This is a genomic window from Streptomyces sp. NPDC059255, from assembly GCF_042752355.1.
GTDB lineage: Bacteria > Actinomycetota > Actinomycetes > Streptomycetales > Streptomycetaceae > Streptomyces.
Genome location: NZ_JBHYZP010000051.1, coordinates 16,203 through 29,661, shown reverse-complemented (window position 1 = coordinate 29,661; position 13,459 = coordinate 16,203). Strand labels below are relative to the sequence as shown.

Sequence of the window (13,459 nt, the reverse complement as noted above, 5' to 3'; positions counted from 1 at the left end):
GGGCTCCCCCGGCCACCCCTTCACGACGGCCCCCACGTCGAAACGCCGGCTGCCAACGGCCAGACAGTGCAGTGCTCGGCGAAGTCACCGCTGAGCGGCCCAGGACGGATCGTGTCCTGGTAGGCGTGCACCGTCCCCGCCAGCACATCCGCGACGCACACGGTGTGCCCGGCCGCGGCGGACTCGTAGAACGCCAGCGATGTCGCGAGCGTGCGCATCGCCGCGTCGGGCCCGATCTCCACAGTTCCGCCGCCTTGGACGGCGCGCAGGAACTCCGCGCACTCGATCGCGAAATCATCGGTCAGCCCGTACGGGAACAACCGCTCCCGGTCCGCGTCGGACAGGCTCCGCCGGTAGTCGTCGAAGTACCCGGCCAGCGGCCGGGGAGACTCCCCGGGCTCGTGTACCCGTGCGGTCGGCTCCGGCGCGTGGAACAGTTCGCCGTTCGCCGTCCCGTTGTCGATGAGCGCGGCGTGTGTACCGCGGATCGCGAAGCGGAAGTCATCGGCGCCCGGAAGCGAGCTGACGCACGAGAAAACACCGGTGATACCGGACTCGAACCGCAGCAGCGCCGTCAGGAAGTCCTCGCGCTCGTCGACCTCCGTCGGACCCCCCGCACACGGTCGGACCCGCAGCCGTTTCGCCTGCGCGGTCACCGACTCGACGGAGCCCAGGACATAGGTGAGGGTGTCCAGCAGATGCGCGCCGTTGTCGATCGCCCAGCCCCCGCCACCGGTCACCCGCCTGCTCCGCCACTGATCCCTCCGGCGCGACGGTGCTTCGTACCGAACCCGCTGCGCCTGGACCAGCTCCGGGACACCGAGCAGCTGCATGTCCCGGAGGAGCCAGCGCAGGGTGCGTACGGTCAGAGTCCGGCGGTGGTTCTCGCCGAGTGAGACGATCCGGTCCGTTGACGCGGCTGCCCGCGCGATACGGACCGCCGCGTCCATCGACGGGGCGAGCGGCTTCTCGATCAGGACATGCGCCCCGGCGCCGAGCGCGGCACGTGCCGCTGATTCATGGAGATGGGTCGGCACGCAAATGTCAACGCCGTCGACCCCGTCACCAAGCAGCGCGGCCAACTGAGTATGGACACGTACGGGGCGCTCCTGCCAGCGGCTCACGGCGGCAGCACAGCTCCGCGCCCGCTCGACATCGGAGTCGCACACCGCCGCGATGGTGAAAGCATTACTGGTGGCACGGGCTACCTGTTCCCATGCCTTCACATGCTGGGCGCCGATCCATCCGCACCCGACCACCCCCAGTCTGACCAGCCCACCGGTCATCGCGCCTCCTCCGCCACGTCCGCTTCGATCGACCGCAGAAGCGCCGCGCCGGCCGCGTACGCCGCGCGTGCGGCATCAGCCGGCGCGAGAGCGTGCAGGGCCGGATTCTTCAGTTCGATGGAGACGGGCCCTCTGTAGCCACCCTGGGCCAGCGCGCCCAGGCATCCAGTCAGGTCGATGACTCCGTGGCCCGGCAACAGCCTCATCGTGTCGGTCAGCGTCGCTCGTTCCGCGTCGGGCGCGTCGTTGAGGTGTACGAACAGCGGCCGGTCCGCGAGCGAGGCCAGATCCGCGACGACGCCTCCGGAGGCATGCCAGTGACAGGTGTCCAGAAGGACCCCGACGTTCGGCCCCTGATCCGCGATCAGGCCGCGCGCATCGTCCAGCGTGAGGTACCCGTCGTCGGTGTCCGGTCCCGTACCGATGAACTCCAGCACCAGGTCGAGACCGTAACGCGCGGCAAGCCGGGCTACCGTGCCGACGCGTTCGCCCAACTCCCCGAGACAGGGGATCGGCGGCTGGTCCAAGGCGGCCTGGCGGGGAAGCACCAGCGTGCCGCCTCGGCTGCCCAGCCGGGCAACGAACTCCATCTCGCGCTCCACCGCATCGAGGGCGCTCGCGAAACGTTCCCGCTCCCAGCCCAGACGCAGCGACCAGCCGCCATGGACCGGGACGATGCCTCCGGAGCCCATCAGCCCACCGAGGTGGCGGTCCTCCTCAAGCGCCTTCTTCAGACGGGAAGCGGACATCTCCAGGTAGAGGAAGCCTGCCCGGTGGGCAGCCCGGACGACTTCGGCCGGCCTGGTGCCAGGTGCTACGACAACGCGATTCATGCATAAGTCCATCGGGCTGTTCCTCCGTCGATGTAGGTGTCAGCTCTGGCACGCTGACCGGCAGAAACGTCCTTGTTCGGAACGCTGTTGATCAGGGAGCAGAGCGCGAGAAGCCATGCCCGCGATACGGGGAGGCTGCGGGCCGCCTGTCCCGCGCCGGACCGCTCTCCCGCCGCTCAACGGTCCAGGTTTGTGGCAACCGGTCTGCTGGGCGGACGCCTGTCCGCCTTCGGTGGGGCAGTCCCTATCGAGGGCTTCCTCGCAGGCAGAGGGCAGCAGGGGCGACGACGGCGTTCCCGGCCTTTCCACCGTTCAGGGCCCAGCCGAGGACCGTGCCAACGAGGTCCACCATCTCGACCTCGTCGGGGACACCAGCGCTCACGGAAGCCACGCGAACACCTGCTCCGCAGTGAGGAACCGGTACTGCCACGCGCGCGTGGTGATGTGGGCCGGATTCCTCGCCCGCAGGTTCGTCATCAGGCGGCGACCGTCTCGGCGGACGAGATCGAGGTGGCGCTTCAGCTCGGCTGCCATCTCCGGGCCCCTCATCCCCTGGGCAATCAGGGGGACGAGGTCGAGTTGTTCCCGGGGAACGGACAACTCCTCGGAATCCAAGGTCTCCGGCGGCGCGATACTCTCGGTGGCGTAGGCAACGGCGAGCATCGCGGCGTTCTCGCTCGTCCCGTGCAGCTTGCGCTTGGCCAGCCGGAGATATCCCGCAGCCGTGCTTTCCCGAATCTTGAGCCCGAGTGCGACCTCATGAAGCGTGCTGCCATCGCCCAGGCCCTCGACGACCTGCTTCTCCCTCGGCGCAAGGATGATCTTCGCGAAGGTGGTCGTAGTGGTCACTGCTCTCCTCCATATTGCGCGTGGGTGGTCTGATGGCTCACCTCGGCGAACCGCTACCCCTCCGCGGCCGTCAGGGGAGTACGACGAGAGCGGGCCGGCGGCGCCGCGCGCGTCCTACGGAAACAAGGGCAAGCGCGGCGAGCAGCGCTCGGCCGGGCTGTCGTAGGTGGCCCGGCGCCGAGGGTGCGACAACTTCCCAGAGCGACGCTTGAAGCCTCTCCCTCTCGGCACCGGGCACGTGGTCGGAGCCTGCTGTCCCGAGGATTCACCGCGGTACGGGGCCGGTCCGACGTCTTGTCGGGGAGAGCGCGTCACGGGGCGTCATCTCCCATCAGATCGAGGAGTTCGACGATGGCCATGGCGAAGCGGAGGGCATGCCGGTATGCGTGTTCGGCGGCCGGCCGCTCACTGCGCAGGTCGATCAGACGCCGTATCTCGTCGTCCGGGTACGGCCTGATGAGATGCGGAACCGCCTTGGCGAGCTGAGTAGTTCGCCTCCGGAACTGCTCCGCGATGCTCCCGATCTCGTCCGCGGTGGGGCGCGCGTATTCATCAAGGACGATGTTCAGTTCGCCGTAGAGGCTCCCGAGGTCGTCGTACAGGTCCTCGCCGACGGCATCGCGGAGAGCCGAGCGGCGCAGGCCGGTGAGCACCGCTGCCACCGTCGCTTCGCTCGTGGAGCACCGCCCACCGAGCGCTGCGAAGGCTTCGGAGGCTACCGCCACCATCACGGGCTCCCCTCGGAAAGGGAGAACTCGCACCATGTCGTCGTGCCGTCGGAGCTGACACCCCAGTCCTGTGCGAGAACTGCGACGATGAAGAGTCCCCGCCCCGACTCGTCGGCTTCGCCCGCACAGTGGAGCGTGGCCGGGACCGGGCTTCCGTCAGCTACCTCGACGCGCAGATCTTCAGCGCACTTCACCCGCAGTCCGACAGCCCCGGCACCATGCCGGACGGCGTTGGTGACCAGTTCGGAAACAGCGAGGACGACTTCCTCGGCCAGCGGCTCGGTGACATTCCACCATCGCAGATTGGCCATGACAATCCGGCGCATATGCGCGACGCGGGCGCGGTCGGGGGCGAATACCACCTCGAACGCGCTGCACCGTCGCTGCGGAACGAAACGTGCCAACCCATCCTCCTTGAACGGGCGCGGCACCGAGTCCTTCAGATTCAGCAGGGAGACTTCAGCACCCGAGGCAGCAGCCGTTGCGAACCTGCCGGGAGACGTTCCGGGCGAGATGAGCCAGCTGCTACTACCAAGGCCGGGGACGGCGGGCAATGGGGTGGCCGAGGAAGTTGAATCCGACGGCTTCTGCTGCATGGGAGTTCCCTTCACTCGGCGTACCAGCGGCAGCGGCCGACCGCTTCTGGTGCCATTGGGGCAATACTCAAAGGCTCCTGACGCCAACGAGCACGCGGCTGAGCACGTTCGGGGCGGCTCGCCCAGCCCTCGGCACGCCGGGTCCGGCAGCTGGAGGCTGGCCGGGGGAGCGCGACGATCTCTCGCCTTCGCCGACTCGACTCGCAGGGATGAGGCCGACCTCGGCCCAAACCACCTTGCCGGGCATGCCCCGAGCCGGATAGTGGCCCCAGTTTCTACTCATGATTGCGACGATGAAGATGCCCCGGCCGCCCGTCGCCTCGACTCCGACTTCTTTCAGGACCGGCGGCCTCGTGTCGCGATCCCACACCGAAACCCTGACTGCATCGCCGGTGGTCTCCAGCGAGATCTCAAAGGTCTGCACCTCGTTCCGCGAGGGGAACAGAAGGGCTCTCTCCTCGCACTCCTTGGGGTGCCGCACGGCGTTGGTGGCCAGCTCCGAAACCAGGAGCTGCACCGTCTCCACGATGTCGGAGGGCACGCCCCAGGAGGAGAGGACATCGGCGGTGTGCAGCCGTGCCAAGCCCACAGCGTTGGGCGTGTCGGCCAGCATGATTCTGTTACGCAGGTGTGGTGCCTGGGACACGGTGTGCCTCCCGAGTGGGGAGAGGGAGCGCGGGGTGCGTTCGCTGGCTCTCGCTCGTTTCGTGGCGGGGACCGCCGGACCCGGATTCGGCGGTTGAACAGTGGCAGACAGACATCCCGGGGTTCGCGCCGTCACCCGGATCCGCAGAGTCGGTGCCGGCTGTTCGCCGACTGCACGGTTGTCCCCGGACCGGGCACGTCCACAAGAGAACCGGTCCGGCGTCCCGGTAGAAAGGGTGCATGGAGGATGTCTCCGACCACGCGGGTTGGCACGGTTGGTGAAGGGTTGTACGGATGACGAGCGCAGGGCATGACCACGGACAACAAGCGGTGACGGGACGATTCGCGGGCCGCCGCATTGTGGTGACGGGCGGCTCCAGAGGGCTGGGTGAGCACGTCGTGCGCTTGCTTCTGATGGAAGGAGCGCGCGTGGCGACGTGTGCCCGGAAGAGAGAGCCGCTGGAGGCGCTCCGCAGTTCGCTTGGTTCGCCCGACACGCTGTTCACTCAGTCCCTGGACGTCTCGGTGCCGGAGTTGCTGGAGCGGTTCGTTGAGGAGTCCGCGTCAGCGCTAGACGGCCTGGACGGCGTCGTCGCGTGTGCGGGCGGCGCGCGGGGCCGGGGCATCACCGAGGCAACGGCCCAGGACTGGTCGGCGACGTGGGAGATGAACGTCGGCCATGTGGCCCGGCTGATCTCGACCAGCACCCCCCACCTGCGGGCAACCGGCGGCGGATCGATCGTCGTGGTGGCCTCGGTCTCCGGTTGGAAGCCGGGGCCACAGGCTCAGTACGGCGCGGCGAAGGCGGCCCAGATCCACATGGTGTCGTCCCTGGCGAGGGAGCTGGCCCCGGGCGGCATCCGTGTGAACGCGGTCTCGCCCGGATCGATGCTCATCCCGGGCAAGCGGTGGGACCGGATGCGCCGGGAGGACCCGCCGGCCTTCAACCGGTTCCGCGCAGAGTTCCCGGGGCGAGAGCTGGTGCGGCCGGAGGAGGTGGCGGACGTAATCGCCTTCCTGCTCTCGGACCAATCGCGAGGAGTGACTGGAATCAATCTTCCTGTCGACAAGGGGCAGAACGCGCCGACCCCGGAAGGGTACTGACCGAGAGAATCAGACCGCTGTGCCAAGTATCGGCCGTGCCTTCCGTTCGAAGTCGCGCACCACTGCCTCGCCTCTGTGAGGAGCAAGACGCGCACGGAAGTCTCGTAGGGCCTGGACGGACCGCTCGCTGTGAACTCCAGCGAGGAGGTCCACGGCATTGCTCGCGGTGCCGACTGCCTCGTCCAGCCTGTTCTGCTGGAGGAACGCCGCCGCGAGTACCGAGCGGCTAATGGCCTGGCGACGACGGCGGTCGCTGTTCGCCTCGACGGACGCCATAGCCAAACGCTCGGCCTGCGTTGCCTCGCCGAGGTCACGGTGGACCAGGGCGGCCTCAGCCTCCAGATAGTGGTGGTCCAGGAAGCGGACCCACGGCGATTCCTCAGCCGGTCCCCGGCTGACTTCCAGCTTTTCTCCGGCCGTCAGCAGGGAGGCCGTTGCCTGACGGGAATCGCCGAGGACGGCGTAACCGCGGGCGGCCATGGCATGCAGGCGCATGAGTCCGAGCGGGCTGCCCGCCGACTTGGCAGTCGCGATTCCCACCCGCGCCAGCGAGACTCCTTCGGCGGGGTTGCCGAGGCTGGTGGCGAGATGAGACATGCCGGCCAGGATCTGCCCGCCGAGTACGCGGTCGCCGCCTTCGGCGCACAGCCTCAGCGCCTGGATCATGTACCTCTCCGCGAGTCCGTAGTCGGCTGAGTCGTACGAGCACCAGCCAGCCATCGCGGCCAATTTCGCGGCCGAGGTGTAGAGAAGTCGGCGCTGGTGCGTGGGCAGGCTGCGCTGCTGCAGCATGGGGGTGAGTTCGGTGCTCAGGTAGTGCACGATGCTCGCCCGGACCCCGCCACCGCCGAAGCGGTTGTCCATCTCGTCAAACATCTCGATCATGGCTTGGACCTGGTCGACAGGACCGCTGCCGGCGACTACGGCAAGCCGAGGGGCCTGTTCATCCTCAAGGAGCCATAGCAGCCACTGCCGCTGCGGATCCAGGAGAGCGGTCGCGACGTACGGCACCGCGCCGAGGAGACTGCGCCGCGAGATGTCGGTCGAGCCAAGCTCCGCGAGCGTGTGCAGTGTTTCACCCACATCTTTACGGTACGTCAAAGCTCTTGCGACCACGGGTTTCTGGCTCTGCTCGGAAAAGCCGATGTCAACGGGGGCAACCGGACGACCCGAGAAACCAGCCAGTGCTGCGGCGATGAATTCCGGGGCGCGGCCACGCGGGGTCATTCCCTGCATCCATCGGGTCACCGACGCCTTGTCGTAGCGCGATACCTCGCCCTGTAGCGCCCCCAGTTCGTTAACCTTGCGCGCCAACGCGGCGTGCGAACAACCGGCCTCCAGAAGCACAGCCGCGAAGGCTGCGTTGGCCTCGCCGATCCCCCTTGCACTGCCCATGCGTAGATGATGCCGTGTGGATCACCCTGCGTCCCAGCGTTTCGACGCTGAGCCATGAAAGTGCAACCCCCGTACAACCGAACAACCCCGCTGCCCCCTCCCTCGGAGCCCCGTCGGCACCGAGACTGAGAGAGCTGCGGGCCGATGGCCCTCTGCGGCGAGGACGCCGCCGGAGCGTCGCCCATGCCCTCAGCACCGGAGGGAGATTCCCATGCAGCCAGTAGTGATCTTGGACTGCTTTACCGTCGAACCGAGCGGTCTCGGCGTGCCGCCCTATCTGTCGACCTACGTCCGGAACGCCTGGTCCGCACTGCGCCGGGCACGGCCGGAGGCGGACGTTCGGTACGTGACCATCGACGATGTCCGCTGGTGTCTGGCAGGCGGCAAGCCCACCGTCGATCCGCCTCAGAGCGATCCGTTCACGTACTCGGCCACCGTCAACCGGGACGCCGCCATTCAGCTACTGCGGGATGCCGAGATCGTGGTCGCCATCGCCGGAGACGCGGTTCCGTCCGTCCATCTGCACGCCGTGAACGGGTCGTTCGAGGAGATCGCTCGCGCGCTCGCCTGCGCGCGAGGTCGCCGGTACCTACTCGGACCGTTGTCCGCTTACGCCCTGACCACTCCTGCGGAGTACGCAGGGCTGTTCGACGCCGTCCATACCCACACCGTGACGTCCGGCGACCTTCTGTTCGGTAGCCATCGCCCGGCCGACTACGGGCAGATGCAGCGCGAGCGTGACTCGTTCACCGGCCTCGTCGAGCAGATGCCCTGGCGTCCGATCGCCGAGCTGGAGCTGTACCGCGGCTGCACCCGCCGCAAGTTCTGCGACTTCTGCAACGAGCCGGCGAAATCTCCCCTCGTCGCCTTCCGCGAGGTCGAGGATGTCGTCGCCGAGGCTGCCCAGCTGTACGCGGCCGGAGTGCGGAACTTCCGGCTCGGCCAGCAGACCTGCTTCTTCTCGTACCGCAACCGGGACGAGGACGCGATCCGCGCCCTGCTAGGCGGCATCCGGGAACGCTGCCCCGAGCTGGAGGTGCTCCACATCGACAACGCAGACCCACTCGCTGTGGCCGCACCGGTCGGCTTACGCATCGCCAAGCTGGTGGCGGATTACTGCACCGAGGGCAACTGCGCGCCGATGGGCATCGAGAGCTTCGACGCGGCAGTCATCGAGAGGAACACCCTCACCTGCACTCCCGAGATCCTGACGCGCGCCGTCGAGCACGTGAACGAGGCGGGTGCCGCCCGTGGTCCCGGTGGTCTGCCGATGCTCCTGCCGGGACTCAACTTGATCTACGGTCTGCCCGGCGAGACCCACGGCACCCACGTGGCGAACCTCCGGGGCCTGGCCGGAATTCTCGATGCCGGCCTGCTGTGCCACCGCACGAACGTACGCCTGGCGAGGGCTTTCCCCGGCACCCCGCTGGCCGCGCTCGGCGAGCTGACGCCGCTGCCCTCGGCGGAACACTTCCTTTCCTGGAAGGCGGACATCGACTTCACCTGGGACCAGCCGATGAAGGAGCGGGTCTACCCGACCGGTCTGCGCGTGCCCGGTCTCCACTCCTACTTCATCGGTCAGGGCGGCACCTGGTGGCGACGGCTGGGCTCGTACTCCATCCAGATCGTCGAGCGCGACGCGGCGGTGCCGCTCGGTACGACCGGCGCCCTGGTGGTCACCGGGCATGCACCTCGCTTGATCTACGGAGAACGTGTTGCATCCGCTTCCTGACGGGATGCTCACGACGTTGGCGGCCCTGGACGCGGCGGCGGACCACACCGCCCGTGCGGGGCTGCTGCTGCCCTGGGCCAACGTCGCCGTGGAGACCGAATTGGCCCGCCTCGGCCTGCGCCACACGGTCTTCCACCACGCGCGGCTCGTACCCGCGTCCAGGACGACGGCGATCGACGCCTCGTTCTGGCACGGACTGCGTGAGGCATCAGCGCAGGCGTTGGACTCGTTGGCCCATATTCCGCTCGACGCGGTGATGCTGGCGTGCACGTCGGCGGGGTTCACCGACGGTCCGCCGCTGCCGAGCGGCGTGTTCACCGCCTTCGACGCCCTTGTGCAGGCTCTCAACGAGGCAGCCGTGGCCGACGTGGTACTGGTCACGCCCTACCCCGCACCGGTGACCGAAGCGGAAGCCGCGGCGCTCGCCGACGCTGGCGTGGAGGTCCTGGCCCATGCGAGCCTGGGCCTGGCCGACGGCTATCCCGAGGTCACCCCGGAACAGATCCTCGCCCTGGTGGGGCAGCTACCCGAGGACGCAGTCGGATCTGCCGAAGCGGTGGTCTTGTCGTGCACCGGGTGGCACACCCTGCCGGTGATCACTGATCTGGAGCACCGGTTCGGGAAGCCGGTGCTTTCGTCCAACCTCGCCATGGCGCTTCTGGCCACCCGAGCCCGTGCTGGAGTCGGGTCATGACGATCGAACGTGTGAAGGCGACTCCGCTTGAGGTCCGTCGTGTCCACCGGCTGGTCGCCAGCGCCGCCGGCCTGCCGAACGTGCAGGCCGAGGTGGAGGCGAACCACGACGAGAACCGGTGGTGGCCGACGTCGATCAGCGATCCACGGGTACGGATGCTCGCCGCCGGCTGGTCCACCCGAGTCTCCTACCGGATGGTGGAGACATACGCCCGAGTCATCACATCGGCCGATGCCCAAGGCTTCGACGGCCTCGTCGCGGCCACAGACGCCAAACTGGCCTCGCTGGTACGTCCCATCGGTCTGCCGCAGACCCGGATCGACTATCTGCGCTCCCTCGCCGAGCTTCTCCGTGGCTGGGAGAAGGAGGGGACCGACCCGACTGGGGAGTCAGCCGACTGCGATGCCCTGATCCTCGACTTCGCCGCGCGAGTGCGAGGTGCGTCCTACAAAGTCGCCCAGTGCGCACTGCTCACCGCCCGCGGGTATCACTGCGGCATCATCCCGGTGGATTCCGGCATGGTCACCAAGCTGGCACCAGCACTGGGTCTCGCCCTTCCGTCCGGGGCTGTGGCTCACGAGCGTATGCGGCACGTCCTTGAGGCGGCCGTGCACGCCCGCTCAGCCGAGTTCCGCTCGCTGGCCACCGACAACGAGTATCAGGTCACCATCCCCGAGGGGGTGGAGCCGACCTGGTGGGTACACCTCGTCCTGATCTACTTCAAGCGCCTGTACCTCAACGGTCCCGCCCCGCAGCTCTGCCGTCGGCAACCGGTCTGCTCGAAGGTCGTCGACTGTGCACACCGCACCCGCCGTGCTTGACCTCCTGGGGGAGCCTGTGGAACGGCTCGACGTGATCGGCAACATCAGCCGGGACCTGACCCGCTATCCCGACGAGCGTGGTGGACTACGGCTCGGCGGCGCGGCTCTGTTCCTGTCCCTGGCGGCGGTAAAGGTCGGCCGCCGGGCGGCCCCGGTCTGCGTTCTCGGAAACGACCTCGCTCATCTTCCAGAGGCACCGGGTCTGGACACGCTCGACTGGTCGGCACGGATCCAGGTCGACGGCGTGTCCACCACCTTCGACTTGGAGTACGACCTGCAAGGCGAGCTGGTGGGGGTAGGCACGGACTACGGCGTGGCCGAGGGCCTGACCGAGCATGCGCTCAGACACGTGGACCTACACCCGCGAGGCACCTACCACGTCTGCTGCCGCCGCCCGCTTGACGTGGCGGCGGTGCTCGACCGACTCGCGCGAAGCGCGGCCGACTTCAGCGTGGACTTCTTCCTGCCGAGCGCAGAAGCGATGATCCGGGCTGCCGCCCCTTGGCTGCCGAAGGCGACCACCCTGTTCGTCAACGCTGCCGAGTACCGGCTTCTGGAGCAAGTGATCGACTCCGACACGCTCCCCGAGGTCGTCATCACCGATGGCCCCCAGGCTGCAGTAGTTCGCCGCTTCGGGCGTCAGGTCGCCTCCGCCGTTCCGCCGCAGCATCCTCCGCGCGAGGTCTCCGGCGCTGGAGACACATTGGCCGGCACCTTCCTGGCCCATCGCTCGCAGGGTGCGTCAACCGCCCCGGCCCTGGCAGAGGCGACAGCAGCCGCAGCCAGGTACGTCGCAGCCCCGTCCCTTCCGATCCCCGCGCCCCGACGCGGCTGACCTAACCGACTTGGGGGCCTCTCCCGGTGTCCGTCTACATAGCCCACCGGCTCTTTGCCGCACACGACCGTGCTCTCGCCAGCGACCTCGCCGAGCGACTCGCCGCAAAAGTCGGTGCCGATCACGTCTTTCTGCCGTTCTGCGACACCGACGAGGAGAACCTGGTCACCGAGGTCAAGGGGCGCCGCCTGTTCGAGCTGGACCGCGAACGCCTCGGTCGCCTCGACGCCATGGTCGCCATCCTGCACGGCCCGAGCCTTGACGACGGGGTCTGTATGGAGATCGGACACGCCGCTGCTTCGGGCGTTCCGGTCATCGTGCTCACCACCGACTTTCAGACCTACTCGCTGACCGAGGCCGGCGCTCGCCTCGAATTCCCCGACCCCCTCCTCCAAGCCGTGGCTACCCGCATCGTGCGCGTCACCAAGCTCGGACCACCGACTCTGCCGTCGACTCCGGCCCAGTCGCGTTTCCGGGGCTTCCAAGCACGCAACATGGCCCAGACGAACACGGCACTCGGCGTGACCGTCGACGCGCTGCTCGACCTCCCGGATCGTGCTCCCCGCCTTGTGGGCTCGCCTGCGGTTATCGGGGCACCCGTTTACGTCGAGGCGTCGCCGTACACGGCATGGGGCCGAGATCACCTGGCCAAAGTCTGTGTGGACGCCGGCCACACCGTGATGGTGCCCCAGCGCTTCACTGCGCCGGACCCCGTGGCAGGTGCTTTGGGCGACCTGACCGCGGTGTGCTCGGCCCCCCGGCTCCTGGCCGACGTCTCCGGCCCGGAAACGCCGCCGGGAACCGCCCTGCTCATCGGCGCGGCTGTGGCCAGCGGCGTACGCATCGCGGCCTTCCAGCCGCGCCCCACGTTCACGCACGCCCACGGCCGCGAGCCCAACTGGCGCAACCTCATGGTCCAGTACGCCGCCGACGCTCACCTCAACGACGGCGACGCCGTCCTGTCGTGGCTGGCCGCATGAATCTCGACGAGATCGCAGGCGAGTACCAGACCTTGGTCCTGGAAGGCTGCGACGGAGTCGGCAAGAGCACGCTCGGTGAACGCTTATCGACGCACCACGGCTTCGTCGTCGTGCACTCCCCGAAGACTCCCGACCACCTCGACCTGGCCGGCCGCTACAGGAACATCCTCGCCGGGACCGGGCGGATCCTCTTCGACCGGTGCTTCATCAGCGAACTCGTCTACGGCCCACTTCACCGGGGCCGGTCCCGGATCAACTGGAGCCAGGCGATCGACCTCGCCGAGAGCGTCATCGAGCGATCCGGCGTGCTTGTGCACCTGACCGCACCACCAGCCGTCATCCGCCAGCGGCTTCTCTCACGCGACGGCGAGGCGGTCAGCCTGGAGGAGGTCTCCGCGCTGGTGACGGGGTACGAGAGGGTTTTCTCCACCCTCGCTGACTACACCCGCGTGCTCACCCTCGACACCACAACTCTCGAACTCCCTTCGGCACGGTGACGGCCTGCCGAAGCCAGCACGCCGGCACTCTGCTCCCGCTAGGCTTCGGGGGCACCTGCTGTACCGCCGCTGGAGGAGTCTTGGAGATCGGGTCCGCCCAGAAGCTCGCCTGGGAAAACAAGACCCTCAAGGGGTTCAACACCACCGACGTCGCGCTGGAGTTCGGCCTCCTCACCGCAGAGGTCGGCGAAGCCTTCACCGCCTGGCGCAAGGGACTGCCCGACCTCGGAGAGGAACTGGCCGACGTGTTCCTTTACCTGACGGCCCTGGCGGAGATGAACGGCGTGGACCTGGATTCCGAGGTCGCCCGGAAGATCGAGAAGAACACGCGTCGTACGTACCAGCGGAACGAGCACGGGGCGCAAATCCGGACGAGCGACGTGTAGATCTTCCCGCTGATCGGCGGCTCGTGTGAGCGCCAACAACGACGGGCCCCTGACAAGTGTCGGGGGCCCGTCGTCATA

15 protein-coding genes are annotated in these 13,459 nt (G+C 68.0%); 8 read left to right on the top strand and 7 right to left on the bottom strand.

Annotated features, from left to right (window positions below; all coding sequences use genetic code 11):
• Positions 1-20: 20 nt before the first annotated feature.
• The 6 genes from ACFXKG_RS37540 to ACFXKG_RS37515 form a co-directional block, all read right to left on the bottom strand.
• Positions 21-1,286: a Gfo/Idh/MocA family protein gene (locus ACFXKG_RS37540; protein WP_384848931.1), complete on the bottom strand. Its 1,266-nt coding sequence runs from the start codon at positions 1,284-1,286 to the stop codon at positions 21-23.
• On the bottom strand, positions 1,283-2,119 hold the full coding sequence (locus ACFXKG_RS37535) for a sugar phosphate isomerase/epimerase family protein (RefSeq protein ID WP_384848928.1): 837 nt from the start codon (positions 2,117-2,119) through the stop codon (positions 1,283-1,285). Before ACFXKG_RS37535 ends, ACFXKG_RS37540 begins: the two co-directional genes overlap by 4 nt.
• A gap of 378 nt (positions 2,120-2,497) precedes the next feature.
• Positions 2,498-2,968: a hypothetical protein gene (locus tag ACFXKG_RS37530; RefSeq protein ID WP_384848925.1), complete on the bottom strand. Its 471-nt coding sequence runs from the start codon at positions 2,966-2,968 to the stop codon at positions 2,498-2,500.
• A 311-nt stretch (positions 2,969-3,279) separates the two neighbouring features.
• Complete coding sequence (locus tag ACFXKG_RS37525; protein ID WP_384848922.1) at positions 3,280-3,696, bottom strand: hypothetical protein; 417 nt, start codon at positions 3,694-3,696, stop codon at positions 3,280-3,282.
• On the bottom strand, positions 3,696-4,292 hold the full coding sequence (locus tag ACFXKG_RS37520; protein WP_384848919.1) for an ATP-binding protein: 597 nt from the start codon (positions 4,290-4,292) through the stop codon (positions 3,696-3,698). The genes ACFXKG_RS37525 and ACFXKG_RS37520 overlap by 1 nt, the downstream gene beginning before the upstream one ends.
• 67 nt (positions 4,293-4,359) lie before the next feature.
• Positions 4,360-4,938 carry an ATP-binding protein gene (locus ACFXKG_RS37515; RefSeq protein WP_384848916.1) on the bottom strand — a complete coding sequence of 193 codons (579 nt, stop codon included), beginning with the start codon at positions 4,936-4,938 and terminating at the stop codon, positions 4,360-4,362.
• Positions 4,939-5,231: 293 nt separating this feature from the next.
• Here ACFXKG_RS37515 and ACFXKG_RS37510 point away from each other — a divergent pair, with 293 nt between their 5' ends.
• Positions 5,232-6,041 (top strand): SDR family NAD(P)-dependent oxidoreductase, encoded by an 810-nt coding sequence (locus ACFXKG_RS37510; RefSeq protein WP_384848913.1) that lies wholly within the window; start codon positions 5,232-5,234, stop codon positions 6,039-6,041.
• 9 nt (positions 6,042-6,050) lie between these two features.
• Here the strand turns inward: ACFXKG_RS37510 and ACFXKG_RS37505 are convergent, their stop codons facing one another.
• Positions 6,051-7,436: a hypothetical protein gene (locus tag ACFXKG_RS37505; RefSeq protein ID WP_384848910.1), complete on the bottom strand. Its 1,386-nt coding sequence runs from the start codon at positions 7,434-7,436 to the stop codon at positions 6,051-6,053.
• 211 nt (positions 7,437-7,647) lie between these two features.
• Here ACFXKG_RS37505 and ACFXKG_RS37500 point away from each other — a divergent pair, with 211 nt between their 5' ends.
• The 7 genes from ACFXKG_RS37500 to ACFXKG_RS37470 all read left to right on the top strand — a co-directional run bounded on the left by ACFXKG_RS37500 (position 7,648) and on the right by ACFXKG_RS37470 (position 13,381).
• Complete coding sequence (locus ACFXKG_RS37500) at positions 7,648-9,168, top strand: radical SAM protein (protein ID WP_384848907.1); 1,521 nt, start codon at positions 7,648-7,650, stop codon at positions 9,166-9,168.
• Positions 9,169-9,172: 4 nt separating this feature from the next.
• Positions 9,173-9,862, top strand: a complete 690-nt coding sequence (locus ACFXKG_RS37495; RefSeq protein WP_384848904.1) for a hypothetical protein — start codon at positions 9,173-9,175, stop codon at positions 9,860-9,862.
• Entirely contained in the window at positions 9,859-10,683 is an 825-nt protein-coding gene (locus ACFXKG_RS37490) for a hypothetical protein (protein ID WP_384848901.1), read from the top strand. The genes ACFXKG_RS37495 and ACFXKG_RS37490 overlap by 4 nt, the downstream gene beginning before the upstream one ends.
• 16 nt (positions 10,684-10,699) lie before the next feature.
• Complete coding sequence (locus ACFXKG_RS37485; protein WP_384848899.1) at positions 10,700-11,518, top strand: PfkB family carbohydrate kinase; 819 nt, start codon at positions 10,700-10,702, stop codon at positions 11,516-11,518.
• Between the two features lie 26 nt (positions 11,519-11,544).
• A complete protein-coding gene (locus tag ACFXKG_RS37480) occupies positions 11,545-12,498 on the top strand; it encodes a nucleoside 2-deoxyribosyltransferase (RefSeq protein ID WP_384848896.1) in 954 nt (317 codons plus the stop codon).
• Entirely contained in the window at positions 12,483-12,995 is a 513-nt protein-coding gene (locus ACFXKG_RS37475; protein WP_384848893.1) for a hypothetical protein, read from the top strand. The genes ACFXKG_RS37480 and ACFXKG_RS37475 overlap by 16 nt, the downstream gene beginning before the upstream one ends.
• An 80-nt stretch (positions 12,996-13,075) precedes the next feature.
• Complete coding sequence (locus tag ACFXKG_RS37470) at positions 13,076-13,381, top strand: MazG-like family protein (RefSeq protein WP_384848890.1); 306 nt, start codon at positions 13,076-13,078, stop codon at positions 13,379-13,381.
• Positions 13,382-13,459 lie beyond the last annotated feature (78 nt).